Genomic DNA, 23,808 nt, shown 5'->3' on the forward strand with positions numbered 1-23,808 from the left:
CAACTAACTGGAGAGACATGCACCCATGACCGCTTCCTACACGACCCTCAAGATGGGCGCCGTCGCCTATGCGCCCAAGGTGATCACCATCTGGGAGGGCTTCAAGGCCCACTTCATCGAGCAAGGCCTGTACTTTGACTATGTGCTGTATTCCAACTATGAATCGCTGACCGAGGCGCTGATGGATGGCACGGTGCAGCTGGCCTGGAACTCTCCGCTGGCCTTTGTGCGTGCGGAGCTGATGGCGCGGGCTGCCGGCCAGCAGGTGCGCTCGATAGCGATGCGCGACACCGACATGGACGTGCAATCACTGCTGGTGGTGCGCGCAGACAGCCCGGCCCAGACCCTGGCCGACCTGCGTGGCCAGACCCTGGGCTTTGGCGCGATTGATTCGCCCCAGGCCACCCTGATCCCGCTGGACCACCTGCGCCAACAGGGCATGCTGGCGGGCCAGGATTTTCAGGCGCGCCGCTTTGATGTTCTGGGCGGCAAGCATGGCGACCATATTGGTGGCGAGCGCCTGGCGGCCAAGGCCATGGTGGCGGGCGAGATTGCGGCGTCCTGGATGGTTGCCAAGAACTACCTGGCCTTTGCCGCCGAAGGCACTTTGCCTGCCGGCGCCACGCGCGTGCTCGACACCTCGCAGCCTTTTGACCATTGCAATATGACCTCCGGGCCCAGCATCAGCGCTGCCGATGCCGCGCGCTTTACCGAGATCCTGCTGGCCATGTCCTGGGACGACCCGTTGATCCGCCCCTTGCTGGAGTTGGAAGGCCTCAAGGTCTGGCACCCTGGCCGTGCTTCGGGCTATGTGCCCTTGGCCCGTGCGGTGCGCGACGAGCGCTTCTATGATGACGCGGGCCGCATCCTCGCGGCTGACTACCGGTATTGATGCCCATGGAAAAACCGCCCGCAGCCTCCAGCAGCTCTGGCAGCCCAGGCCAGGCCGATCCCACCCGCCTGCCGCTGGTGGATCTGGGCCGGCTGGGCTTTGATGCTGGTGCGCACCTGCTGGTCAAGCACGGCCTGGCCGCTGTGGCTGTCGGCGAGTCCATTCGGGTCAGCGGCCAGGCGCCGGGCTGGCAGGCGCAGTTGGCCGCCTGGTGCCAAGCCCAGGGCCATGCGCTGCAAACGCCGACTGGTTGGCTGCGGCAGCCGGCCTTGCTGGTGCGGCGTGGCAGTGCGCAAGCCGGCCGCTGGCGCCATGCGGCGGTGGCGGGCCACAGCGATGCCAGCCAGCCCGGTGCGGTGGCCGCGCAGGCCGATCCGGCCTGGGGCCTGGCAGCACGCGGTGCCGCGGTGGAGGCCGGGGCACCGGCCTTTGCCTTTCGCCTGCAGGAAAAGGCCGAGTTCTGGACCGACCAGGCCGGTGACCTGTATGCCCAGGCCGTGGCTGCGCAGTGGAATGCCGACACCGACATCGACTGGGCGCATGCATCCGAGCCAGCGGCGGTGATCGAGGACGCCATTGTCCAGGTGATGACCTATATGGTCGAGAACGAGAATGCGGCGCTGATCGTGCCGGCACGTTTTTTGGGCGAGCTGCACCCGCATTACCGCGAGCTGCAGGCGGCGCTGGCGATCCAGGTGGCCGACGAGGCCCGCCATATCGATGTGTTCACCCGCCGCATTCGCCGCCATGGGCGTGAGCCGGCGCTCTCCACCGCTGGCGGCCAGGCATCGCTGCAGAGCCTGTTGGCGGAAAAGGATTTTTCGGTCGCGGGCTTTTTGCTGTCGGTGCTGGGCGAGGGCAGCTTTGTTAACCTGCTGCAGTTCTTGCAGACCTATGCGCCCGATCCGCTGACCCGCCAGATCTGCCGCCTGGCTGCCCGCGATGAGGCACGCCATGTGGCGCTGGGCATGTCGCACCTGCTGCATCGCCTGAAGCTGAAGCCGGACTTTCGCCACCGGCTGGCGCAGGCGGTGGAAGCGCGCCACGATGCGCTGGCTGGCACATCCGGCCTGAATGAAGAGGTGTTTGATGCGCTGATCCTGGTGGGCGCCGGTGCCTTGTCCGCCGATGCGCTGGCGCTGGGCAGCCAGCGCGTGCAGCAGCTGATGCAGGACATGGCCGATGGCCGCTACACCAAGCTGGTGCGGCTGGGCTTTGAGCGTGGACATGCGCAGGAGCTGGCCTCCTTGCACACGCGCAATTTCATGTAGCGGCCAGATGGCGGCGCGCCCATTGCGCCGTCCAGTCGGCCAGCGCATCGGGGATGCTGCTGGCCTGGCCGGCCTCCAGCCCCAGGTGCTGGGCCGACTGGCGCAGTACGGCGATGCGCTGCTCGGCACTGTCCACCACGAGGGCCGGGGCGCCATATTGTTTGGAGAGCTTTTCGCCATCGGCCTGCAGCACCAAGGGCGTGTGCATATAGCGCGGTGCTGGCAGGCCCAGCGCCCGTTGCAGCAGCAACTGGCGCGGCGTGTTGTCGGCCAGGTCGGCGCCACGCACCACATCGCTGATGCCTTGCGCCGCATCATCGACCACCACGGCCAGCTGGTAGGCCCAGAGGCCATCGGCGCGCTGTACCAGAAAATCGCCCACGCTGGCGGCTACATCCTGCTGCATGGGGCCTAGCCAGCGGTCTTGCCACAGCAGCTGCTGGTCGCTGTGCAGCACCGGGTGGTGGGGTGTGGGCAACAAGTCATCTTCGGCCGAGATTGCGCTGGCATGCTGCTGGTAGCGCTGGGTATGAAAGCGCCAACTGCGGCCGGTCTTGCCATGCAGGCCATCGCGGCAGGTACCCGGATAGGGGCGCTCGCCATGGCGCTCGTGCACATGGCCCTGGGCGGCGAGCGCGGCATCCATGTCACGGCGCGTGCAGGCGCAGGGATAGGCCCAGCCGGCTGCCTGCAGTTGCGCCAGGGCCTGGGCGTAGAGGGCATGGCGGGCAGACTGCCACTGCGGTGGCGCATCGGGGACCAGCTGCAGCGCATGGAGCTGGCGCAGGATCTCCTGGTCCATGCCGGGCGGGCAGCGGGGCGGGTCGATGTCTTCGATACGCAGCAACCAGGTGCCGCCATGGGCGCGGGCATCCAGCCAGGACGCCAGGGCCGCCACCAGAGAGCCCGCATGCAGCGGGCCGGTGGGCGAGGGGGCAAAACGGCCGGTATAAACGCGTGAGCTCATGGGACAGCAAGTGTAATGCCGCTGGCCAGCGCGAAAAGCCGTTGCCAGGTATCGGCAACGGCTGAGGATGGAGAGAACGGAAATGCGCCCAGCAGGCTGCCGGGCGCGCTGCGCTTATTCGCCGAGCACGGCCAGCGCGAGTTCCAGTCCGGATACAAAAGCGTCTTCAACCCTGTAGCCCAGGCACCAGTCGCCGCAGAGGCCGATGGCACTCTTGGCGTTCCAGAGGTGGCTGCGGGGCTGGCCCTTGGCATCCTTGGGCAGGGGGTTGATCGTTTTGGCATAGCCCCATTGCACGACGCGGATGTCGCTGGGGGTGGCGCGGATGCGGGTCAGCTCGGAGAAGGCCTGCAGCATCTTGGCGGCGACGCGCTGGGGCTCGTCGTTCTCGTGCTTGCGCGCCCAGTCGGGGCTGGCCTGCACGGTCCAGCGCTCGACCTTGCCGCGACCGGGCTTGGACGACTCGCGCGAGAGCCAGGTGATGCGGGGGTGTTCGGTGCGGGCGGCATTCCACTGCGGGCCCATATTGGTGATGCTGGGGTCGACCGCGTGGGCAAAGGTCAGCAGCAGGGTCCAGCTTGGAGCGATATAGACATCGGACAGCTGCCAGTCGGCGGGCACATGGGTTTCGCTGTCGGCCAGCAGCTCTTGCGCTTCGGGCGAAGGAATAGCCAGCACGACGCCATCGAGGCCGGCGTAGACATGCACGCCGCCGTCCACATCTTCGGTGCGCAGCTGCCATTGGTTGGCGTTGAGGGCATCGCGCTCAAAGGCCAGCGCGTATTCGTTGAGGCGCACATCCAGCGGTGCGGCCCAGGAGGCGAGCAGGCTGTCCATCGTGGGCACGCCAATCAGGTGGGCTTCCATGCCGCGCTGGGTGGTGACGGCGACCTTGCCGGTGGCATCCAGGGTGCGGATGGCGTTGACGCTCCAGTTGCGGGTGACATGGGGCGTGGTGTCCAGCGCCAATTTGAAGCGCGGGTCACGCACCGTGAAGAACTGGGCGCCGACATCAAAACTGCCGTGTGCGCTGTGGCGGCTGGCCATGCGGCCACCCACCTGGGGTTGTGCTTCGATCACGGTAACCTGGTGGCCCGCTTGCTGCAAGGTGCGCGCGCAGACGACGCCGGCCATGCCAGCGCCCACCACGGCATAGTGCTTGCGGGTGGCCAGGACAATGTTGGAGGAGGATGCAGATCGTTTGGGTTTGGGGGGAATGCGAGAAGACATGAAAGACTTTCTGTACTGTTTCGACAAACGATAAGGCGTCACAGATGGCTGCGGGTGCAGCGCCATCTGGAGAACCACTCTACACGGTGTGCACGCCCATTTTGCTCAGGATTTATCCCACATAGTGATTGCTCAGTAAAGAAGTGCGTGTGGCCTCGGACTGCAGCTGGTCCAGCCACCACTGCAAAGCCTTGCCCGGGTTGGTGCCGCGCCAGGCGTAGCGCAGCTTGATCTTGCGCGGTGGCCGCATCAATTCGCGCTCCACCAGCTGGCCGCTGCGCAGATAGGGCATGGTCATGTTGTCGGGCAGAAAGCCGCCACCAATCCCGCGCAACTGCGCCTGGAGCTTGGCCTGCATGGTGTCCACCGTCAGCACATCCTGGCCGTTGATCACGCCGATGGTCTGGCCGTTTCCGCTGCGCGAGGAATCGGCGACCGCGATGATGCGGTGCTGGCGCAGCACCTCGTCGCTGATCGGTTGCATCTCGTCGGCCAGGCGGTGGTGGGGTGCGACAACATAGCGGAAGGTGATCTCACCCAGGTCCAGCTGCTGCAGGCCTGCGACGTGCGATGCATCGACGGCAATGCCAATGGCCAGATCGGCGCGGCCCGAGCTGAGGGCTTCCAGGGTGCCGGCCAGGATGGAGTCGGTGATCTTGAGCCGGGTGGGCGGTGCAATCGTGTAGAAGGCCTCGATCAGCTCCAGCAAGGTGGTGCGCGAGATGACGCCATCGACGGCAATGCGCAACTCCGGCTCCCAGCCGGTGGCCACGCGGCGCACGCGGTTGGCGACGGCATCCACTTCGGACAGCAGGCGTGCGCCCTCGCGCAACAGCTCCTGGCCGGCTTCGGTCGGCCTTGCCTGGCGTGCGCTGCGGTCAAACAGCAGTACATCCAAGGCGTCTTCGACCTGGCGGATGCGGTAGGTGAGGGCGCTGGGCACCAGCCCCAGCTGGCGCGCTGCCGCGGCAAAGCTGCCGGAGTCAGCCACCAGCTGCAGCAAGGCCAGGGTATCGGGGGTCAGCACATCGCGATCACGCAACAAGGCCATTTTGACGGTTCTTTCCTACATGCGGCTCTGGGCAGATCGGTAAATCTTCGCTGCTGAGGCCGGCTTGATTTCGGCCTTGGAATAGGCCCATCAGATTTTTTGAATGATGCCATCAAAACCGCTGCCCCGCAGGCAGAAGCTGCGGTTTTACAGTCATGGACATGGTGATGAACAGCGCAATGGGCGCCGTTTGCCAGACAGGAGATCAAAAATGTTGATGGTTCGTAAATCTGCTGATCGTGGCCATGCCGACCATGGCTGGCTGCGCTCCAACCACAGTTTCTCGTTTGCCGGCTACTACGACCCCCGCTTCATGGGCTGGGGCAATCTGCGTGTGATCAATGAAGACCGGGTGGCACCAGGCAAGGGCTTTGGCACCCATGGCCACCGTGACATGGAAATCATCAGCTATGTGCTGGAGGGCAACCTGGCCCACAAGGACAGCATGGGCCATATCGAAGGCCTGCCACCGGGTGATGTGCAGCGCATGAGCGCCGGCACCGGCGTGCAGCACAGCGAGTTCAACCATGCCAGCGGCCAGGAAACGCATTTTCTGCAGATCTGGATTGAGCCCGATCGCAAGGGCATTGCGCCCAGCTATGCACAAAAGACGTTTGCCGATGCGGACAAGCGCGGCCAACTGCGCCTGGTGGTGTCGCCCGATGGGGCAGAAGGCTCGCTGACGATGAATGCCGATGCGCGCATGTATGCCGGCTTGCTTGATGGCGATGAAGAGGCCAGCCTGCGCCTGTCGCCCGGACGCAAGTCCTATGTCTATGTGGTGCGGGGCGATGTGTCTGTGAATGACACGGCGCTGCACACCGGGGATGCTGCCTATCTGGACCAGGAGACATCGCTGCGCCTGGCGCAAGCCCGCGATGCCGAAGTGCTGGTATTTGATCTGGCTGCTTGATGTTCACAGGGGCGCTGCCATTGCGGACAGCGCCCCGTGTGCGGGTGTGAGTGGTGGTGGTGTTAATTCAAGGAGAAGAAAATGAACGCTTTGCAAAATCCTCTGGCTCTGTTGGGCCGCATTCTGATTGCCTGGTTCTTTATCATTCCGGGCTGGGGCAAGTTGACCGGCTTTGCCGGGGCCGTGGGCTATGCCCAATCCGCCGGCATGCCCATGCCCGAGGTGGGCGTGGCCGTTGGCCTGGCGATCGAGATTCTGGGTGGTCTGGCCTTGCTGCTGGGCTTTGGCACGCGCTATGCCGCCGCCATTCTGGCTATCTTTACCCTGGCCGCGACGATGATCTTCCATGCCTACTGGTCGGTTCCCGCCGAGGCCGTGATGGTGACCAAGCTGCTGTTCAACAAGAACATCGCCATCGTGGGCGGTCTGCTGGCCTTTGCCGCCTTTGGGGCCGGAGCCTGGAGCCTGGACGCCAAGCGCCACGCTGCTTGATCGTACGTAGCATGCCGAGCCGGGCAGTAGCCTAGCTGTCAGGGCTCGGTCTTGAGCGCCGTCTTGCGCAGGTCGTCATCGACAGCGCGGCGCTCGTCAAACACAAAGCAGCTGCCCTGGTAGCCGCTGCCATCGGTTTCTTCAAAGTACTTGAGGATGCCGCCTTCCAGCTGGTAGACATGCGTCAGGCCTTCTTCCTGCATCAGGATGGCGGCCTTTTCGCAGCGGATGCCGCCGGTGCAGTAGCTCACTACGGTCTTGCCTTGCAAGTCGTCTCGGTGGGCTCGCAGCTGGTCTGGAAACTCGGTGAACTTGCGCAGCCGCCAGTCGATTGCACCGACAAAGGCGCCTTCGTCCACCTCGTAGTCATTGCGGGTGTCCAGGGTTACCACCGGGCGGCCCTGGTCATCATGGCCTTGCTGCAGCCAGCGCTGCAGATCGCGGGGGCTGACCGATGGCGCGCGGCCATTGGCAGGGCGGATGGCTGGGTGGTCCATGCGGATGATCTCGGGCTTGACCTTGACCAGCATCTTGCGGAACGGCACCGTTTGCGACCAGCTCTCCTTGGGCTGCACGTCGGCAAAACGCGGGTCCTCGCGCAGCGCATCTACCCAGGCGTGTACCGCCTCGGCGGGGCCAGCCAGAAAGAAATTGATGCCTTCCTCGGCCAACAGCACCGTGCCCTTGAGCGCCAGATCGGCCGCGCGCTGGGCCAGCAGCTCGCGCAGCGCCTCACAGTCAGGCAGGCTGACAAACTTGTAGCAGGAGATGTTGAGAATCGAGGACACGGTGGTTTCTGGCAAAGCTTCAGGGGATGAAATAGCCGCCTGTGCCGGAGTGCATGGCGGGCGGCTATTTTAGCCAGGGAAGCACGGGCCGCTGCTCAGGCCCTTGCGACAGCGCCCGAATCTCTAGATCGAATACTCGATGCCGTCATCGCTGTGCGCGCGGTTCATCGCCTGCAAAAACTCGGCATCGGTGCGGTACATGCGCAGATGCGGGTTGTCCTGCAGCAGGCCGGCGCGTTTGAGGCGGGCTTCAACGGGCAGCTTCATGCCGACGATATGCAGCATGCCGCCGCGCTTGGCAGCCATGCGCTCCAGCCGCACAAAGGCTTCGACGCCGGTGATGTCGATCTGGTTCATCGGCTGGGCCAGCAGGGCCAACTGCCGGTAGTGGGCATGCTGGGTCCAGACATTGGCGGCGCGCTCTTCCAGCGCGGCGGCCGAGGCAAAGTCCAGCTCCGAATCCATGCGCAATGCGAGCACATCCGGGGCCAGCGGTGGCAACTGCCAGAGATGGCGGTCGCGCAGGCTGCCATCCGGGTGCAGGCCGACTTCCACAATGCGCGGGTGCAGGCGGTTGTAGAGAAAGTAGCAGGAGCTGAGCAGGATGCCCGAGAGCACGCCCCAGTAGATGCGCGGCGCGGTCAGCAAGGTGATGCCAAAGGTGGCCATCGCAATGCAGCCTTCGATGCGGGAGATCTTGAACAAATAGAGCAGGGCGCGTGGCTTGACCAGGTTGGCCACGGCCGTCATCACGATGGCCGCCAGCGCCGCCTGCGGCACATGGTAGAGCGCGGGGATGAACCACAACACCACGGCGACAACCAGCAGGATCGAGAAGACATTGGAATAACCGGTCTTGGCGCCGGCCAGCAGATTGACGGCCGAGCGCGAAAACGAGGCGCTGGTGGCAAAGCTGCCAAACAGGCCGGCACTCATCTTGGACAGGCCCTGGGCCACCAGCTCCTGGCTGCTGTCCCAGCGGGTGCCCGCCTGTTGGTGCTCGACCTGGGCGCTCGAAGCCGTCTCCAGTGCGCTGACCAGCGAGATCACCAACACCGGCATGACCAGCAGGCCAAACTGCGACCAGTCCAGCATGCCGGGCCAGACCAGGTGGGGCAGGCCGGTGGGCAGGTGGCCGACCACGGCGCCGCCCTTGTCGGCAAAATCGGTGGCCCAGCTGATCAAGCCGGTGCAGCCAATGACAAAAACGGCCGAGGGAAAGGCCGGGCGCCACTTTTTGGCCACCACCAGCAGGGCAATGCTGGCCAGCCCGAGCAGGATGGAGCGCCAGTCGAACAGGCCCAGCGAGGGGTTGTCCCAGACAGTGGCCCAGTCGCTGCGCATGCCCAGCAAGCTGGGCAGCTGCGAGGCCAGAATCAGCAGCGCGGCAGCCTGGGTAAAGCCGGCCAGTACCGGCGAGGTCACCAGGTTCAGCAGCCAGCCGGCGCGCACCAGGCCCAGGCTCAATTGCACTAGGCCGGCCATGATGGCCATCCAGGCAGCCAGCACCACCCACTGGGCCGAGCCCGGCTCGGCCATGCCGGTCAGCGACGCGCCAATCAGCAAGGTGCTGAGGGCGGTGGGACCGACCCCCAGACGTGGCGAGGGGCTGAAGAGAATGGCCACGGCCGCCGGAATGATCGAGGCATAGATACCGGTGATCAACGGCATGCCAGCCAGATGCGCATAGGCCACCCCCTGCGGAACCAGCATCAGCCCCACTGTCATCCCCGCCATGAATTCGCCCCGCAACAGCTCTTTGGTCGGCTTGGGCCAGCGCAGGAAGGGGAAAATTCGGTAGATCAGGGAGGACTGCATGCCAGCATTGTCGCTGCATCGACCCAGGCTTGCAGCTCGGCGCTTGCGCAAGGGTGACTGCAGGGGTTGTGTAAAGCCTGGACTGTGAAGAATTGCCAAGGCCAGGTATCTTGCGGGTATAGCTTGCAGTTTCTTGTCGCAGAGCCTAGGCAACTGTGCGGGTCGCCGCCACAATGGTGAGCATTGCCAGCGCCATGCTGGCGTGGTCCAGCCCCTTTCCTGTGCCTGCCTTGGCTCCCGCTTCCCATGCACTTGATCCGTCGCTCCTCCGTTGTCAAAACCCTCGCCATCGCTGCGCTGGCACTTGCCCTGCTGGGCGCTGGCCTGGCGGCGCTGTGGCAAGGCGGGGCGCTGCAGCAGGCCTGGCATTGGAGCCAGGGTGTGGGGCAGACGCTGGATGCCTCGGGCCAGCGCGCCAGCCAGGCGGTAGAGCGCGCTGCGCAGGCCAACCGCCGCCGTGCTGACGATGACGCCATCTCGTCGCAGGTGATGGATGCGCTGGCGGCCTCGCAAAACCAGGATCTGCTGGCCCTGCAGGTGGAGACCTCGCATGCGATGGTCACCTTGCGCGGCACGGTCTCGTCCAGACCGCTGCTGGACCGTGCGGTGGCGATTGCGAACAGCGCGCCCGGGGTGCATGGCGTCTTCAGCCTGATCCAGGTGCGTGCGGATGCGCTGGGTTGAGCGAGGCCATTCACGTGCTGCCGTCCCTGTCCCATCCATGGCCTTAGTCCCCGTTTGCGCCGCAGCTAAGGCGCTTGGCCGCATAATGCCGCCCAACACCGAAGGTGCCGGTTTTGCATGCAGAGCCGGGCACTGCTCTTATTATTGGGCGGCCTCGGGCCTGCCTTTCTCTACCTCCCTTCGCCGCCATGCACCAGCACGACCACTCCCATGACCACGACCATGGTCACTGCGACCACGAGCACTGCCAGCACCACCATGCCCACGGCCCCAAGCATATTTATGTGTACTCGCCCTCGGGCGCGGTGCGCGACAAAAAGGCCTTCAAGCTGGCGGTAAAGCGCCTGGAAGCCATGGGCCACCAGGTGGAAGTGGACCAGGACGCGCTGGCTTCCAGCACCCGTTTCGCCGGTGATGACGAGACCCGTCTTGCAGCCATTGACCGCGCCTGCCAAAGCGGTGCCGATGTGGCCATGATCAGCCGGGGCGGCTACGGGCTCTCGCGCCTGTTGCACCGCCTGGACTATGAACAGATCGCCAAGGCCGTGGCCTCGGGCACGCGCTTTGTCGGCCTGAGCGATTTCACCGCGTTCCAGCTGGCGCTCTACGCCAAGACCCGTGCTATGACCTGGGCCGGCCCTGCACTGGTGGGCGATTTTGGCGCCGAAGACGGCGTGGACGACATCATGCAGGACTGCTTTGAAGACCTGCTGAGCGGCGCGGGTGAAGGCGCGGGCTGGCGCCTGGCACCTGAAAAGGCCGGCACGGTGACGGGCGCTTCGGCCTCGGACGATGTCTACATTCCCAAGGCCACGCTCTGGGGCGGCAACCTGGCGATGGTGGCCTCGCTGGTGGGCACGCCTTATCTGCCGAAGGTCAAGGGCGGGGTGCTGTTTATCGAGGACGTCGGCGAGACGCCCTACAAGATCGAACGCATGCTCACCACCCTGCTGCATGCCGGCGTGCTGGCCCAGCAAAAGGCCGTGGTGTTTGGCCAGTTCAGTGATTACCAGCTGAATGCGCATGACAAGGGCTTCAAGCTGGCCAGCGTGGTGCAGTGGCTGCGCACGCAGATCGAGGCTCCCGTGTTCACCAACCTGCCTTTTGGCCATGTGCCGACCAAGGTGCTGCTGCCGGTGGGCGCTCAGGTCTCGCTGAGCGTGGAAGGCCGGGATGCCTTGATTTATTGGGGCCATCAATAAGTAACTGCGCCAGACCGTGTCTGGCGGATGGGCGCTTTGCCATGCTGCAAGCGGCCTGGAACCGGGGTTTGCCAGAACCCTGGCTTAGCCCGTCTGTTGGAATCTAAACAATTCGTAAGTTCTACCACGGGCTTGGACTGGCCGCGAGGCCCGGTTTGCAGTGTAATATGCATGGTCGCTACTCATGCATAAGCTGGCGTTGCTCCTGGGGAGGAGGTAGCACCAGCAGTAACAAGAAAATCCATGACAACTGTCGCCACCGTGGTATTCATCGATATCTCGGGCAGTACCGCATTGTTCGAAACCTTGGGCAATGAACGTGCTGCACGAGCAGTCGCGGGCATGACGGATGCTTTCAAGCAAGTCGTTGTTCAAGCGGGGGGCCGGGTGGTCAAAACCCTGGGCGATGGGGTGCTGGCCATTTTCAACAGCAGTGCGCTGGCCGTGAGCGCCATGACCATGCTGATGCGCCGCCACTACGGGCAATGGGATTCCCTGCCTGCCTCACAAAAATTCCATGTACGTGTCGGCATGAGCACCGGTGAAGTGGTGCTGATGGAGGGCGATTGCTATGGCGACTCGGTCAACATGGCTGCGCGCCTCTGCGAAAAGGCCGGTCACCGCGAGATCTGGGCCGCCTCGTCAACGATGGAGTCTGGCGCACGTGCGGACACGGTATTTGTGCCCATGGGCTGGATGGATGTGCGTGGCAAGGCCGAGCAGCAAATGCTCTACCAGGTGCAATGGATTGAGCCCGAAGCCCAGGACATCGTGACCGCCTATGACTCCGTCTTGCCGATGAAGCCCGAGGCGGTGGTGCAGATGCGCCTGCGGCTGGCATCCGGCGGGGTGGAGCGCTTTTTCAGCACACAGGAGATGCCGCTGTTTGTGGGCCGCTCCTCCGATTCCGAATGGGTCGTGCTGGACCGACGTGTTTCCCGCCAGCATGGCCGCATCGACTGGCGCAGTGGCAATGTGATCTACACCGACCTGAGTCGCTATGGCACCTGGGTGAGCTTTGGTGCCAACCCCGCGACCGCCGTGCGCCGTGAATCGGTGCAACTGCATGGCGTGGGCGTGATGTACTTTGGCGTATCGCCCGAAGACCCGACGGCGCCGAGCACGGCGTTTTCGGTGACGCCGGTCTAGGCACGCATGGCAGGCCCGGCATGCATGCGCCGAGCCAGCTTCAATAATTTTCAACTTATGGCGTTTGCAGCGCTGCCAGTGCGGTGTTGATACTGGCCGCATCGGTTGGGCGCACCACACGGGCCACTTCCTGGCCATCGCGCAGCATCACCAGGGTTGGCCATAGCTTGATGCGGTAGCTGCGGCCCAATGGCTTACCAGGGCCATCTTCCACTTTCAGATGCTGGATATCGGCGCGCGGGCCCAGCGCTTGCTCGATGAGGCCTTGTGCGCCCAGGCAATGCGGACACCAGGGCGTGCCAAATTCCAGAACAGTCAAACCGGGCTGGGTATCGATGTCTGAGCGCTGGGGCTCCTGGCTGAGGTGCTGTGCCGAGTAGGTCAAAAGGCGGCTCCAAGGTGGGAATGCTGATCTAATCCGTTATAGCACTGGCACAGCCAGCGTTCGTCAGCGCCAGTCACTTGTGCGGCGCTGTCATGTCCTGCAGCCGGGCCAGCTCCTCGGGCGTATTGGCGTTGTAAAAGGCCTGGGCATCGTCAAACTGCACCCGGCACTGGCCATGCTGTGCCGCCCACTGCCGCAGTTTGCGCCCGCCGCCAGCCACAAATTGGCGCACGCTATCCGTCAGGTTGGCATGGATCAGGCAGAAGGTGGGTTGCAAAATCGGGCGGTCGCTGCCGGGCTCCTCAGGCGGGGTGCAGGCCATCGCAATGGGGCAATCTTGGGCGGCCGCTGCCTGCGCTAGGCGCTGGGCCAGGTCTTGCGGGAAGTGCGGCGTATCGCAGGCTACCGTCAACAGCCAGGGCGTTTGGCAGGCCGCCAAGCCGGCGGCAAAACCTGCCAGCGGGCCTGCATAGGCTTCGGTGTCCGGCAAACTCAGGTCTGCCACCACGGGGTAGCCCAGCGCGCGGTAGGCATCCAGATGGCGGTTGGCATTGATGAACACGGGCCCCACCTGCGGCTGCAGCCTTTGGGCGCAGTGCCATGCCAGCGGCTGGCCGCCCAGCAGTTGCAGCCCTTTGTCAACACCGCCCATGCGCGTGCCCTGGCCGCCCGCCAGTACCAGGCCGGTGATGTGTTCAGGGGGAATGGCGGGTGAGGAAGAGGGCATGGTCGGTAAAGGCAGCAGGGTTTCAGACCCTCTGATTGTGGCAGCCATCAGCAGAGGGCGATGCCGCTGTCAGCCGCCGATATAGCTCATCTCGACCCGTTGGCGCTGCAGCGCGATCTCGGGGTGCTGGCTGCGCTGCTCGCTGTAGTTGTCACTGCGCTGGCCCCAGACCTGGGCAATGGCCTGGCGCAGGTCGCTGTCGCTGGCGCCATTGCGCAGCATGGCGCGCAGGTCCCAGCCTTCGCTGGCAAACAGGCACAAAAACAGCTTGCCTTCAGTCGACAGGCGTGCGCGGTTGCAGTCCTGGCAGAAGGCGTGTGTGACGCTGCTGATCAGGCCAATCTCACCCAGGCTCGGGTCATGCTGGCCGTTAGCGCCGACATAGCCCCATCGCACCGCTGTCTCTCCGGGTGCGGTGGCCGACAAGGGGGTGAGCGCAAAGGCCGACTGCAGGGGCTCCAGCACGGCATCCGAGGGCAGCACTTCTTCCAGCCGCCAGCCATTGGTGGCGCCCACGTCCATGAATTCAATAAAGCGCAAGGTCACGCCGCTGCCGCGGAAGTGGCGCGCCATCGCGATCACCTCATGGTCATTGACGCCGCGCTTGACGACCATGTTCACCTTGATATTGGCAAAGCCCACGGCCTGCGCGGTCTCGATGCCCTGTAGCACCGTGGCGACCGGGAAATCCATGTCGTTCATCTGGCGGAACAGCGGGTCGCTCAGGCTGTCAAGGCTGACGGTCAGGCGTTTGAGCCCGGCGTCTTTGAGGGCCTGGGCCTTGCGTGCCAGAATGGAGCCATTGGTCGTCAGGGTCAGATCCATGGGCGAGCCGTCCAGGGTCTCGATCTGGGCCAACTGGGCGATCAGCGCCTCCAGGTTCTTGCGCAGCAGCGGCTCGCCACCGGTGATGCGCAGCTTGCCGACGCCGAGCTGCGCAAACAGCCGGGCAGTGCGGGTGATTTCCTCAAAACTGAGCAAATCACGGTGCGGCAAGTATTGGTGGTCCTTGTCGAACACATCCTTGGGCATGCAGTAGCTGCAGCGGAAGTTGCAGCGGTCCGTCACGCTGATGCGCAAATCCCGCAGCGGCCGTTGGCGCTGGTCACGCACCGCCCCGCCGTGCGACAGCGTGGCACCAGCAGGCGTGGGCATGGCCAGACGGGCGTCATAACGACGCAGGTCAACCAGGGAAATGACGGGACGATCCATAGCGGAATGGTACTAGAGGCCGCCTTCCGATGTGCTGTTGCGGGTATGCGCTGCATCAGCAGTTTGCGAAAAGTAGCAATCCTTGTCTGCCAGGGGCCGGACTTGGTGTATGGTTCGCCCCCTTGTTCTCTTTTGCTTTGCTTTTGCCATGACCTTGCCCAGCCAATCCTCTTCTTCGCCTGCCACCGTGGATGTCGCAGTCATTGGCGGCGGCCCGGCTGGCCTGATGGCAGCACACCGCCTGGCGCAGGCCGGTTTGCAGGTAACGGTCTATGACGCCATGCCGTCGGTAGGCCGCAAGTTCCTGCTTGCCGGGCGCGGCGGACTCAATCTCACCCATTCCGAGCCGATGGCACCGTTTGTCGCGCGCTATGGGCGCCAACAGGCGGTGGTCGCGTCCTGGCTGCAGTATTTTGGCGCTGCCGAAGTGCAGGCCTGGGCGCAGGATCTGGGCATCGAGACCTTTGTAGGCACCTCGGGCCGTGTGTTTCCCAAAGACATGAAGGCCGCGCCGCTGCTGCGTGCCTGGCTGGTGGCCATGCGGGCAGCGGGTGTGCGTTTTGCGATGCGCCACCGCTGGCTGGGCTGGAACGAGGCAGGCGCACTGCGCTTTGCGGCGCCGGATGGTGAGAGCAGCGTGCAAGCCCGTGCCACGGTGTTGGCGCTGGGCGGTGGCAGCTGGGCACGCCTGGGCTCGGACGGCGCCTGGATGCCGCTGCTGGCGCAGGCGGGCGTGGGTACCGTGCCGCTGGAGCCTGCAAACTGTGGCTTTGATGTGCGCATGCTGCCAGCCGCCGATGGCGAGACGGCACCAGGCTGGTCGCCGTTTTTTGCCAGCAAGTTTGCAGGCCAGCCTTTCAAATCCGTGGCGATCCGTTTTGACGACGGCAGCGAAGCGGGCTTTGCACGCCGTGGCGAGTTTGTCGCGACCGACGCTGGTGTGGAAGGCAGCTTGATCTATGCCGTGTCTGCACCGCTGCGGGATGCCATCAAGGCCCAGGGCAGTGCCACCTTCCTCGTCGATCTGCTGCCCGACCACAGCGCCGAGCGCGTGCTGGCCGAAGTGCGCCATCCGCGCGGCTCACGCAGCCTGGCCAGCCACCTCAAGAGCCGGCTGGGCCTGGATGGCATCAAGGCTGCGTTGCTGTTTGAAGTGCTGGGCAAGGAGGGCATGCAGAATGCCGAGCTGCTGGCGCGCACCATCAAGGCGGCGCCCATCACCGTGGTCGCCACGCGCCCCATCGATGAGGCCATCAGCACCGCCGGTGGTGTGGCCTTTACTGCGCTCTCGCATGACCTGATGTGCAATGTCCGTCCCGGCCTGTTTTGCGCCGGTGAGATGCTGGACTGGGAGGCGCCGACAGGCGGCTATCTGCTGACAGCCGCCTTGTCGAGCGGCGTGCGGGCAGCGCAGGGCGCTGCGCATTTTCTCAAGGGCTGAGTCAGCCCAGGCAGCGCTGCGTCCCCAGGGCTAGGATGCAGCTGCCAAGCCGTTCTTGAAGTGCAGCATCACGCAGGCCCGAGCTGCGCTGCTGTCCTGCGCAGCCAGTGCCCGCATCAAGGCGCGGTGCTCTTGCAGCGATTCCTCAATGCGGCCGGATTTGAACAGCGAGTTGTGGCGGTTGAGCTTCATCACCTTGCGCAGGTCAGCCACCATCTGGCTGAGCCATTTGTTGTCCAGCATTTCCAGCACGCGCATATGAAACTGCTCATTGGCAATAAAAAAGGCATCGCGCTCATGGACGGCGGCTTCCAGCACATCATGCAGGCCTTGTAGCTCGGCAATCTGTTCGGCACTGGCGCAGCGGGCCAGCTCGGCGGAGGCATCGCTCTCCAGCAAAGCCAGTAGGTGGTAGACCTGGAGCAGGTCTTTTTGCGACACCTCAGTCACATAGGCGCCACGGCGCAGCTTCATAGTGACCAGGCCTTCGGTCGCCAAAACCTTCAAAGCCTCACGCAAAGGCGTGCGGCTGATGCCTATTTCTTCGGCAATCTTCAACTCATCGATCCAGCTGCCAGGCGGCAGTTGGTGCGCAAAAATACGTTGCCGCAGTAGCTCGGCAACGTCCTGGTACAGCGCGCGCGGCGCAAAATTGGGGAGGCTCATCGGTGGCGCCATTGTACAGAAGGCGACTGAAATTCAAAATTCTGCATTCATAATTATGAATAATGTACACTTGCCTGGCGGCCGTGGGTAGGCCAATATGCATTGTCTATAACGTATTCCGAGCTTGAGACATGACTGATTCCGCGAAGCACAACACTGCATCCGAGTTTCCCAAGGCCGACCGCGCCGCCTGGGACAAGGCCGCCAGCAAATCCGCCCCCGGTGGCGATGTCGGAAGCCTGGACTGGCTGACGCCCGATGGAATCACCGTCAAGCCGCTCTACACCGCCGCTGATATTGCCGACCTGCCTTTTGCCGATACCCTGCCGGGTTTTGCGCCCTATCTGCGCGGCCCGCAGGCCACCATGTATGCGGTGCGGCCCTGGACCATCCGCCAGTACGCTGGTTTTTCCACCGCCGAGGAATCCAACGCCTTCTACCGCAAGGCGCTGGCTGCCGGCGGCCAGGGCGTGTCGGTTGCTTTCGACCTGGCCACCCACCGGGGTTATGACAGCGACCACCCGCGCGTGACCGGCGACGTCGGCAAGGCCGGTGTCGCGATCGACTCGGTCGAAGACATGAAGATCCTGTTCAACAGCATTCCGCTGGACAAGGTCTCGGTGTCGATGACGATGAATGGCGCGGTGCTGCCGGTGCTGGCCGGCTATGTGGTGGCGGCAGAAGAGCAGGGCGTTGCGCAGGACCAGCTCTCGGGCACCATCCAGAACGACATTCTCAAAGAGTTCATGGTGCGCAACACCTACATCTACCCGCCCAAGCCGAGCATGCGCATCATCGGCGACATCATCGAGTACACGAGCCAGAACATGCCCAAGTTCAACTCGATCTCGATCAGCGGCTACCACATGCAGGAAGCCGGTGCCAACCAGGCGCTGGAGCTGGCCTTCACCCTGGCGGATGGCAAGGAATATGTGAAAACCGCCATCGCCAAGGGCATGGATGTGGATGCCTTTGCCGGTCGCCTGTCCTTCTTCTGGGCGGTGGGCATGAACTTCTACCTGGAAATCGCCAAGATGCGTGCCGCCCGCCTGCTGTGGTGCCGCATCATGACCGGTTTTGAGGCCAAGAACCCCAAGAGCCTGATGCTGCGCACCCACAGCCAGACGAGTGGCTGGAGCCTGACCGAGCAGGACCCCTACAACAATGTGGTGCGCACCACGATCGAGGCCATGGCCGCCGTGTTTGGCGGCACGCAATCGCTGCACACCAATGCGCTTGACGAAGCGATCGCGCTGCCCACCGAGTTCAGCGCCCGCATTGCACGCAACACCCAGCTCATCATCCAGGAAGAAACCCACATCACCAACGTGATCGACCCCTGGGCCGGCAGCTACATGATGGAAAAGCTGACCCAGGACATGGCCGATGCCGCCTGGAAGATCATCGAAGAGGTCGATGCCATGGGCGGCATGACCCAGGCGGTGGACAGCGGCTGGGCCAAGCTCAAGATCGAGGCTGCAGCGGCCGAGAAGCAGGCGCGCATCGACTCGGGCAAGGAAGTGATTGTCGGCGTCAACAAATACAAGCTGGCCAAGGAAGACCCGGTCGACATCCTGGAAGTGGACAACGTCAAGGTGCGCGACAGCCAGATTGCGCGCCTGAACCAGATCAAGGCCACACGCGATGCCGCTGCCGTTGACAAGGCATTGCAGGCGCTGAGCGATGCTGCAGAGTCCGGTGAGGGGAACCTGCTCGACCTGTGCATCCAGGCCGTGCGGCTGCGCGCCACCGTCGGTGAAGTCTCCGACGCGCTGGAAAAATCCTTTGGCCGCCACCGCGCCGATACGCAAAAGGTGACCGGCGTCTATGCCGCCGCCTATGACTCGGCCGAAGGCTGGGAAAATCTCAAGGGCGAAATCGCTGCCTTTGCTGAAGAGCAAGGCCGCCGCCCCCGCGTGATGATTGCCAAACTGGGCCAGGACGGCCATGACCGGGGTGCCAAGGTGGTGGCCACCGCGTTTGCCGACCTGGGTTATGACGTGGACATGGGCCCGCTGTTCCAGACCCCCGAGGAATGCGCCCGCCAGGCCATCGAGAACGACGTGCATGCCGTCGGCGTCTCCACCTTGGCCGCCGGCCACAAGACCCTCGTTCCCGCCATCATCGAAGAGCTGAAGAAGCAGGGCGCCGACGACATCATCGTCTTTGTTGGCGGCGTGATTCCTGCGCAGGATTACGACTACCTCTACAACGCCGGCGTCAAAGGCGTGTATGGCCCCGGCACGCCGATCCCGGCCAGCGCCAAGGATGTGCTGGAGCAGATCAAGAAGGCGGTCGCCGTATAAATCAGTATGCGCAAGGGCAAACAAGCACCTTTCTGGCAAGACTATTTGAAGACCCTTGTCATGATGTTCGTGGAGCCTGTCCTTGGCATCCTGTATTTGTACATGTTGTACAGAGTGCTAACTTTGCCGGGCTGGGGCCAGATACTGGTCGGGTTGGGCGTTTGGGTGGCACTGGGTTATGGTGGCTATTTGCTGCACCAAAAGATGAAGAAAGGCCTGGAGAAACCATGAATCTCTCCTTCGCCCCGGTGGCCCACAGCGATTTCGAAGCGCTGTTTGCGCTGCGTGTAGCCGCCATGCGCCCCAGCCTGGAGCGGCTGGGCATCTTCAACATGGAGCATGCCCGCAAGCGTTTTCTGGGCCAGTTTGAGCCGCAGTACATGCAGCACATCTGCGTGGATGAGGGGGCAGGTGAGGGCCCGCAGCGCGCTGGGCTGCTGACCCTGGTGCCCTATGACGATGTCCGCCTGAAACTGCAGCATCTGTACCTGTTGCCGGCCTGGCATAACCGCCGCATCGGCGACTGGGCCCTGCAGCAGGTGCAAACCCAAGCGCGGCTGCAAGGTCGTGCGGTGTGGTTGGAGGTGCTCAACCAGAGCGATGCGATCCGGTTTTATGAGCGCCATGGCTTTGTGCAGACGGGCGGCGATCCGATTGACCTGTTGTACCAGTGGACCCCGGCGTAGAGGTAGTGGATATGGTGTTGGCGAAACAAATGATGGCTGCATGCGCTTCTGGTGCAGGGGCGTGGCAGCAATGTGGTGATCGGGCGGCGGCATGAATACCGAGGTCGCCGAGCGCGTTGCCGCCATTACGCAAGGGGACAACCCTGCTCTGCAGCGCCGCGCGATGGCCAAGGCCATCACCTTGCTGGAATCCACCCGTGCCGACCACCGCGCCTTGGGTGATGCGCTGCTGACGGCGTTGTTGCCGCATACCGGCCAATCCTTTCGCCTGGGTATCAGCGGTGTGCCGGGCGTCGGCAAATCCACCTTTATTGAAACCCTGGGGCTTTATCTGATCGGCAAGGGACTGCGTGTGGCGGTGCTGGCGATTGACCCTTCGTCCACCGTGTCGGGTGGCTCCATCCTGGGCGACAAGACGCGTATGGAGCAGCTCTCCATGCGCACCGAAGCCTATATCCGCCCCAGCCCATCGAGCGGCACCTTGGGCGGTGTGGCAGAGAAGACCCGCGAGGCCGTGCTGGTCTGCGAAGCGGCGGGCTATGACGTGGTGATGGTCGAGACCGTCGGTGTGGGCCAAAGCGAGATTGCGGTGCATGGCATGACCGACATGTTCTGCGTGCTGCAGCTGCCCAATGCTGGTGATGACCTGCAGGCCATCAAAAAAGGCGTGATGGAGCTGGCGGACCTGGTGGTCATCAACAAGGCCGACATCGACCCGAACGCCGCCACCCGTGCGCAGGCGCAGATCACCTCCAGCCTGCGCTTGCTGGGCATGCATGGCAGCCATGACCATGCCGCGCGCGGTGCGCTGTGGCAGCCCCGGGTGATACAGATCAGCGCGCTGCTGGGCCATGGTGTGGAGGCCTTTTGGGAGGCCGTCAGCAGTTACCGCCAGATGCAGACCAGCAATGGCTGCCTGGCGATGCGGCGCGAAAAGCAATCGCTGGCCTGGATGTGGGAGCGCATTGACCATGGACTGAAGCTGGCGTTTCGCAGCCACCCTGGCGTGCGCGATATGCTGCCTGCTGTGCAGCAGCAAGTCGCATCGGGCCAGTTGGCGGCATCGACGGCGGCCAGAAACCTGCTGCAGGCGCAAAGCAGTGCAGCGATGATTCACAAAGCGGATTGACCCGGGCGGCGACCCCAGATCAAGACAGAGAGACAACCTAGCAAGCTTCAAGGATGGAACATGCAAGATATCTTGGAACAACTGGAGAAAAAGCGTGAACTCGCCCGCCTCGGCGGCGGGCAAAAGCGCATCGACGCACAGCACAAGAAGGGCAAGCTCACTGCGCGCGAACGCATCGAGCTGCTGCTCGATGACGGCACCTTCGAAGAGTGGGACATGTTCGTCGAGCACCGCTGCACCGACTTTGGCATGGAAGAGACCAAGATCCCGGGCGATGGCGTGGTCACCGGCTACGGCATGATCAATGGCCGCCTAGTTTTTGTCTTCAGCCAGGATTTCACCGTGTTTGGCGGCGCGCTGTCCGAGACCCATGCCGAGAAGATCTGCAAGGTGATGGACCAGGCGATGAAGGTCGGCGCACCGGTCATCGGCCTCAATGATTCGGGCGGCGCCCGTATCCAGGAAGGCGTGGCGTCGCTGGGCGGCTATGCCGACGTGTTCCAGAAGAATGTGCTGGCCTCGGGCGTGGTGCCACAGATCTCGATGATCATGGGCCCTTGCGCCGGTGGCGCGGTTTACTCGCCCGCGATGACCGACTTCATCTTCATGGTCAAGGATTCCAGCTACATGTTTGTCACCGGCCCCGAAGTGGTCAAGACCGTGACGCATGAGCAGGTGACCGCAGAAGAGCTGGGTGGCGCGCTGACCCACACCAGCAAGAGTGGTGTGGCCGACATGGCATTTGACAACGATGTCGAAGCGCTGATGATGCTGCGCCGCCTCTACAACTACCTGCCGCTGAACAACCGCGAAAAGGCACCGGTGCGCGCGACCACCGATCCGGTCAGCCGTGCCGACATGTCGCTCGACACCCTGGTGCCCGAGAACCCCAACAAGCCCTACGACATGAAGGAGCTGATCCTCAAGACTGTCGATGATGGCGATTTCTTTGAGCTGCAGCCCGAGTACGCGAAGAACATCCTGATCGGCTTTGCGCGCATGGCAGGCCAGACGGTCGGCATTGTCGCCAACCAGCCGCTGGTGCTGGCCGGTTGCCTGGATATCAAGAGCTCCATCAAGGCGGCCCGCTTTGTGCGCTTTTGCGATGCCTTCAACATCCCCGTGGTCACCTTTGTCGATGTGCCCGGCTTCATGCCCGGCACCAGCCAGGAATACGGCGGCATCATCAAGCACGGCGCCAAGCTGCTGTATGCGTACGCGGAATGCACGGTGCCGAAAATCACCGTCATCACCCGCAAGGCCTACGGCGGCGCCTATGACGTGATGGCCTCCAAGCACCTGCGCGGTGATGTGAACCTGGCTTGGCCACAGGCGGAAATTGCGGTGATGGGCGCCAAGGGCGCCGTCGAGATCATCTTCCGCGAAGACAAGAACGACCCGGAAAAGCTCTCTAAACGCGAGGCCGAGTACAAGAGCCGCTTTGCCAACCCCTTTGTCGCTGGCGCCCGGGGCTTTATCGACGATGTGATCCTGCCGCACGAGACGCGCAAGCGCATCTGCCGCAGCCTGGAGATGCTCAAGAACAAGCAGCTTGAGAACCCCTGGCGCAAGCACGGCAACATCCCGCTCTAAACGCTGCAGGCCCGGATGCGCTCCACCTCTGTCCCACCCCGCATGGCCGCAAGACGGCGGGCGCAGCGCGTGCTGGCGCAGCGCCTGCTGTGCGCAGCCGTGGTCGGCATGGGTGTGGCGGCGGGGGCGCAAACCCAGCCTGGCATGCCGGCAGCACCGGGCAGCAGCTGTGTGGCCCGCAGTGGCGCGCCGCTGGCCCAGTCCTGGCAGTACGTGTTTTCGTACGAAGGCGGCTGTGAAAACGGCCTGGCCCAGGGCGAGGGACGGGCGCAGTGGCTGCCGCGCAGCGATGCCGGCGCGGCGCCGATTGTCTGGCAGGGCCGCTTTGACCGGGGGATTTTCCTCAGCCGGCCGGCCGTGCGCGCGGCTCGGCCCTTGGCCGACAGCCAGGTGCTGCTCGATCTGGGGCCCTTGGCCGACAGCGAAGGCAAGGGCGGGCGCCTCTGGGTGCAGGCAGCCTTGGACGGCAACACGCCGGCCGATGCCTGCGCAGCGATGGCGTTGCATGTGCTGGTGGACATCCATTCACCACTGGGCTCCGAGCAGGTAGCGCGGCAATGGCTGCAGGCGGCCTTGCAGCACTGGCAGCGTGCCTGCCCGGCAGCGGCACAGAACCTGGTGCGGCTGATGCTGTACCAGGGCTTTGAGCTGGCGGCCGATGCCGATGGCCATCTGCCCGCGCCGGTGGTGCGGGCCACGGCCTCGCTGCAGGGGCGCGAGCTGCTGTTCCAGCAGTACAGCAACAACGCCGCGGCACAGCAGCAGCACAATGCCGGTCAGCCCGAGCAGCAGCGCGAGTACAGCGCCAATGCCCAGCGGCTGCAGGCGATGGTGCGCCAGTACCAAGCCAAGCGGGTGGTGGATTTGCCCACCCTGGACAAAAACCTCGCTAGCTTGCGCGGCCAGGTCGTGCTGGTGGGCGTGCGGCCCGAGCGCATCCTGTCGCGCAGGCTGGCGACGGTGCGCACGGCCCACCGCGATGGCTGGGACAGCACGGCAGCTGTGGTCGAAGGCCATGAAATTGCCCGCTGGGGCAAGGACAGCCGCCTGCTGGCCGTCAAGGTGCAGGGGCGCTCCACCGATGTGCGCACGCAGGACCAGGTGATGCTGCAACTGTTGGGCAGTGTGCGCTGCAGCGAGATCGATTGCGAAGACTATTTGCTCATGCCCGGCGGGCAATGGGCGCATGACAAGGCGCTGCCGTAA

At 63.9% G+C, this 23,808-nt stretch carries 22 protein-coding genes; 13 read left to right on the plus strand and 9 right to left on the minus strand.

All coding sequences use genetic code 11. The annotated features are described in order from the left end of the window. The first annotated feature begins 25 nt into the window (after window positions 1-25). Entirely contained in the window at window positions 26-892 is an 867-nt protein-coding gene (locus EDF71_RS08220; RefSeq protein WP_243854222.1) for a PhnD/SsuA/transferrin family substrate-binding protein, read from the plus strand. Between the two features lie 5 nt (window positions 893-897). After that, window positions 898-2,163: a ferritin-like domain-containing protein gene (locus EDF71_RS08225; protein ID WP_243854223.1), complete on the plus strand. Its 1,266-nt coding sequence runs from the start codon at window positions 898-900 to the stop codon at window positions 2,161-2,163. Here the strand turns inward: EDF71_RS08225 and gluQRS are convergent. From gluQRS to EDF71_RS08240, 3 genes are all read right to left on the minus strand, one after another. Next, on the minus strand, window positions 2,156-3,130 hold the full coding sequence (gene gluQRS, locus EDF71_RS08230) for a tRNA glutamyl-Q(34) synthetase GluQRS (protein ID WP_133856098.1): 975 nt from the start codon (window positions 3,128-3,130) through the stop codon (window positions 2,156-2,158). The genes EDF71_RS08225 and gluQRS overlap by 8 nt on opposite strands. Window positions 3,131-3,244: 114 nt before the next feature. Next, the gene (locus EDF71_RS08235) at window positions 3,245-4,360 is read right to left on the minus strand and encodes an FAD-dependent oxidoreductase (RefSeq protein WP_133856099.1); all 1,116 of its coding nucleotides are present in this window, start codon (window positions 4,358-4,360) and stop codon (window positions 3,245-3,247) included. Between the two features lie 112 nt (window positions 4,361-4,472). Beyond that, a complete protein-coding gene (locus EDF71_RS08240; protein WP_133856190.1) occupies window positions 4,473-5,405 on the minus strand; it encodes a LysR family transcriptional regulator in 933 nt (310 codons plus the stop codon). A 217-nt stretch (window positions 5,406-5,622) separates the two neighbouring features. Between EDF71_RS08240 and EDF71_RS08245 the strand changes: the two genes are divergently transcribed. Together EDF71_RS08245 and EDF71_RS08250 are read left to right on the plus strand one after the other, a co-directional pair. Continuing rightward, entirely contained in the window at window positions 5,623-6,324 is a 702-nt protein-coding gene (locus tag EDF71_RS08245) for a pirin family protein (RefSeq protein ID WP_133856100.1), read from the plus strand. A gap of 81 nt (window positions 6,325-6,405) precedes the next feature. Beyond that, a complete protein-coding gene (locus EDF71_RS08250) occupies window positions 6,406-6,816 on the plus strand; it encodes a DoxX family protein (RefSeq protein WP_133856101.1) in 411 nt (136 codons plus the stop codon). A gap of 38 nt (window positions 6,817-6,854) precedes the next feature. Here EDF71_RS08250 and EDF71_RS08255 read toward each other — a convergent pair whose 3' ends face one another. Further along, entirely contained in the window at window positions 6,855-7,604 is a 750-nt protein-coding gene (locus EDF71_RS08255) for a sulfurtransferase (protein ID WP_133856102.1), read from the minus strand. A 123-nt stretch (window positions 7,605-7,727) separates the two neighbouring features. Then, window positions 7,728-9,422: a SulP family inorganic anion transporter gene (locus EDF71_RS08260; protein WP_133856103.1), complete on the minus strand. Its 1,695-nt coding sequence runs from the start codon at window positions 9,420-9,422 to the stop codon at window positions 7,728-7,730. A 246-nt stretch (window positions 9,423-9,668) separates the two neighbouring features. Here EDF71_RS08260 and EDF71_RS08265 point away from each other — a divergent pair, with 246 nt between their 5' ends. The 3 genes from EDF71_RS08265 to EDF71_RS08275 all read left to right on the plus strand — a co-directional run bounded on the left by EDF71_RS08265 (window position 9,669) and on the right by EDF71_RS08275 (window position 12,457). Beyond that, window positions 9,669-10,106 carry a BON domain-containing protein gene (locus EDF71_RS08265; RefSeq protein WP_133856104.1) on the plus strand — a complete coding sequence of 146 codons (438 nt, stop codon included), beginning with the start codon at window positions 9,669-9,671 and terminating at the stop codon, window positions 10,104-10,106. Between the two features lie 188 nt (window positions 10,107-10,294). Continuing rightward, window positions 10,295-11,308 carry an LD-carboxypeptidase gene (locus EDF71_RS08270; RefSeq protein WP_133856105.1) on the plus strand — a complete coding sequence of 338 codons (1,014 nt, stop codon included), beginning with the start codon at window positions 10,295-10,297 and terminating at the stop codon, window positions 11,306-11,308. Window positions 11,309-11,551: 243 nt separating this feature from the next. Beyond that, complete coding sequence (locus EDF71_RS08275) at window positions 11,552-12,457, plus strand: adenylate/guanylate cyclase domain-containing protein (protein WP_133856106.1); 906 nt, start codon at window positions 11,552-11,554, stop codon at window positions 12,455-12,457. Between the two features lie 55 nt (window positions 12,458-12,512). Here EDF71_RS08275 and EDF71_RS08280 read toward each other — a convergent pair whose 3' ends face one another. From EDF71_RS08280 to moaA, 3 genes are all read right to left on the minus strand, one after another. Next, the gene (locus tag EDF71_RS08280) at window positions 12,513-12,842 is read right to left on the minus strand and encodes a thioredoxin family protein (protein WP_133856107.1); all 330 of its coding nucleotides are present in this window, start codon (window positions 12,840-12,842) and stop codon (window positions 12,513-12,515) included. A 73-nt stretch (window positions 12,843-12,915) separates the two neighbouring features. After that, window positions 12,916-13,569 (minus strand): molybdenum cofactor guanylyltransferase MobA, encoded by a 654-nt coding sequence (gene mobA / locus EDF71_RS08285; protein ID WP_133856108.1) that lies wholly within the window; start codon window positions 13,567-13,569, stop codon window positions 12,916-12,918. Between the two features lie 69 nt (window positions 13,570-13,638). Beyond that, a complete protein-coding gene (gene moaA, locus EDF71_RS08290; RefSeq protein ID WP_133856109.1) occupies window positions 13,639-14,781 on the minus strand; it encodes a GTP 3',8-cyclase MoaA in 1,143 nt (380 codons plus the stop codon). A 148-nt stretch (window positions 14,782-14,929) separates the two neighbouring features. Here moaA and EDF71_RS08295 point away from each other — a divergent pair, with 148 nt between their 5' ends. Beyond that, window positions 14,930-16,222: a TIGR03862 family flavoprotein gene (locus EDF71_RS08295; RefSeq protein ID WP_133856110.1), complete on the plus strand. Its 1,293-nt coding sequence runs from the start codon at window positions 14,930-14,932 to the stop codon at window positions 16,220-16,222. 30 nt (window positions 16,223-16,252) lie between these two features. Here the strand turns inward: EDF71_RS08295 and EDF71_RS08300 are convergent, their stop codons facing one another. After that, window positions 16,253-16,888, minus strand: a complete 636-nt coding sequence (locus EDF71_RS08300) for a GntR family transcriptional regulator (RefSeq protein WP_133856111.1) — start codon at window positions 16,886-16,888, stop codon at window positions 16,253-16,255. A 131-nt stretch (window positions 16,889-17,019) separates the two neighbouring features. Here EDF71_RS08300 and scpA point away from each other — a divergent pair, with 131 nt between their 5' ends. The 5 genes from scpA to EDF71_RS08325 all read left to right on the plus strand — a co-directional run bounded on the left by scpA (window position 17,020) and on the right by EDF71_RS08325 (window position 23,808). Then, the gene (scpA, locus tag EDF71_RS08305; protein ID WP_133856112.1) at window positions 17,020-19,194 is read left to right on the plus strand and encodes a methylmalonyl-CoA mutase; all 2,175 of its coding nucleotides are present in this window, start codon (window positions 17,020-17,022) and stop codon (window positions 19,192-19,194) included. A 227-nt stretch (window positions 19,195-19,421) separates the two neighbouring features. After that, on the plus strand, window positions 19,422-19,880 hold the full coding sequence (locus EDF71_RS08310; RefSeq protein ID WP_133856113.1) for a GNAT family N-acetyltransferase: 459 nt from the start codon (window positions 19,422-19,424) through the stop codon (window positions 19,878-19,880). A gap of 91 nt (window positions 19,881-19,971) precedes the next feature. Continuing rightward, window positions 19,972-21,009, plus strand: a complete 1,038-nt coding sequence (gene meaB, locus EDF71_RS08315) for a methylmalonyl Co-A mutase-associated GTPase MeaB (protein ID WP_133856114.1) — start codon at window positions 19,972-19,974, stop codon at window positions 21,007-21,009. 60 nt (window positions 21,010-21,069) lie between these two features. After that, a complete protein-coding gene (locus EDF71_RS08320; RefSeq protein ID WP_133856115.1) occupies window positions 21,070-22,602 on the plus strand; it encodes an acyl-CoA carboxylase subunit beta in 1,533 nt (510 codons plus the stop codon). 15 nt (window positions 22,603-22,617) lie between these two features. Then, complete coding sequence (locus EDF71_RS08325; RefSeq protein WP_166656486.1) at window positions 22,618-23,808, plus strand: hypothetical protein; 1,191 nt, start codon at window positions 22,618-22,620, stop codon at window positions 23,806-23,808.

It is taken from the genome of Comamonas sp. JUb58 (genome assembly GCF_004364775.1).
GTDB lineage: Bacteria > Pseudomonadota > Gammaproteobacteria > Burkholderiales > Burkholderiaceae_C > Comamonas.

Excerpts from the sequence above, each read along its gene's own strand:
- EDF71_RS08220 (WP_243854222.1), top strand. The coding sequence starts at position 26 with ATGACCGCTTCCTACACGACCCTCAAGATGGGCGCCGTCGCCTATGCG.
- EDF71_RS08225 (WP_243854223.1), top strand. The coding sequence starts at position 898 with ATGGAAAAACCGCCCGCAGCCTCCAGCAGCTCTGGCAGCCCAGGCCAG.
- gluQRS (WP_133856098.1), bottom strand. The coding sequence starts at position 3,130 with ATGAGCTCACGCGTTTATACCGGCCGTTTTGCCCCCTCGCCCACCGGC.
- EDF71_RS08235 (WP_133856099.1), bottom strand. The coding sequence starts at position 4,360 with ATGTCTTCTCGCATTCCCCCCAAACCCAAACGATCTGCATCCTCCTCC.
- EDF71_RS08245 (WP_133856100.1), top strand. The coding sequence starts at position 5,623 with ATGTTGATGGTTCGTAAATCTGCTGATCGTGGCCATGCCGACCATGGC.
- EDF71_RS08250 (WP_133856101.1), top strand. The coding sequence starts at position 6,406 with ATGAACGCTTTGCAAAATCCTCTGGCTCTGTTGGGCCGCATTCTGATT.
- EDF71_RS08260 (WP_133856103.1), bottom strand. The coding sequence starts at position 9,422 with ATGCAGTCCTCCCTGATCTACCGAATTTTCCCCTTCCTGCGCTGGCCC.
- EDF71_RS08265 (WP_133856104.1), top strand. The coding sequence starts at position 9,669 with ATGCACTTGATCCGTCGCTCCTCCGTTGTCAAAACCCTCGCCATCGCT.
- EDF71_RS08270 (WP_133856105.1), top strand. The coding sequence starts at position 10,295 with ATGCACCAGCACGACCACTCCCATGACCACGACCATGGTCACTGCGAC.
- EDF71_RS08275 (WP_133856106.1), top strand. The coding sequence starts at position 11,552 with ATGACAACTGTCGCCACCGTGGTATTCATCGATATCTCGGGCAGTACC.
- mobA (WP_133856108.1), bottom strand. The coding sequence starts at position 13,569 with ATGCCCTCTTCCTCACCCGCCATTCCCCCTGAACACATCACCGGCCTG.
- moaA (WP_133856109.1), bottom strand. The coding sequence starts at position 14,781 with ATGGATCGTCCCGTCATTTCCCTGGTTGACCTGCGTCGTTATGACGCC.
- EDF71_RS08295 (WP_133856110.1), top strand. The coding sequence starts at position 14,930 with ATGACCTTGCCCAGCCAATCCTCTTCTTCGCCTGCCACCGTGGATGTC.
- EDF71_RS08300 (WP_133856111.1), bottom strand. The coding sequence starts at position 16,888 with ATGAGCCTCCCCAATTTTGCGCCGCGCGCGCTGTACCAGGACGTTGCC.
- scpA (WP_133856112.1), top strand. The coding sequence starts at position 17,020 with ATGACTGATTCCGCGAAGCACAACACTGCATCCGAGTTTCCCAAGGCC.
- EDF71_RS08310 (WP_133856113.1), top strand. The coding sequence starts at position 19,422 with ATGAATCTCTCCTTCGCCCCGGTGGCCCACAGCGATTTCGAAGCGCTG.
- meaB (WP_133856114.1), top strand. The coding sequence starts at position 19,972 with ATGAATACCGAGGTCGCCGAGCGCGTTGCCGCCATTACGCAAGGGGAC.
- EDF71_RS08320 (WP_133856115.1), top strand. The coding sequence starts at position 21,070 with ATGCAAGATATCTTGGAACAACTGGAGAAAAAGCGTGAACTCGCCCGC.
- EDF71_RS08325 (WP_166656486.1), top strand. The coding sequence starts at position 22,618 with ATGCGCTCCACCTCTGTCCCACCCCGCATGGCCGCAAGACGGCGGGCG.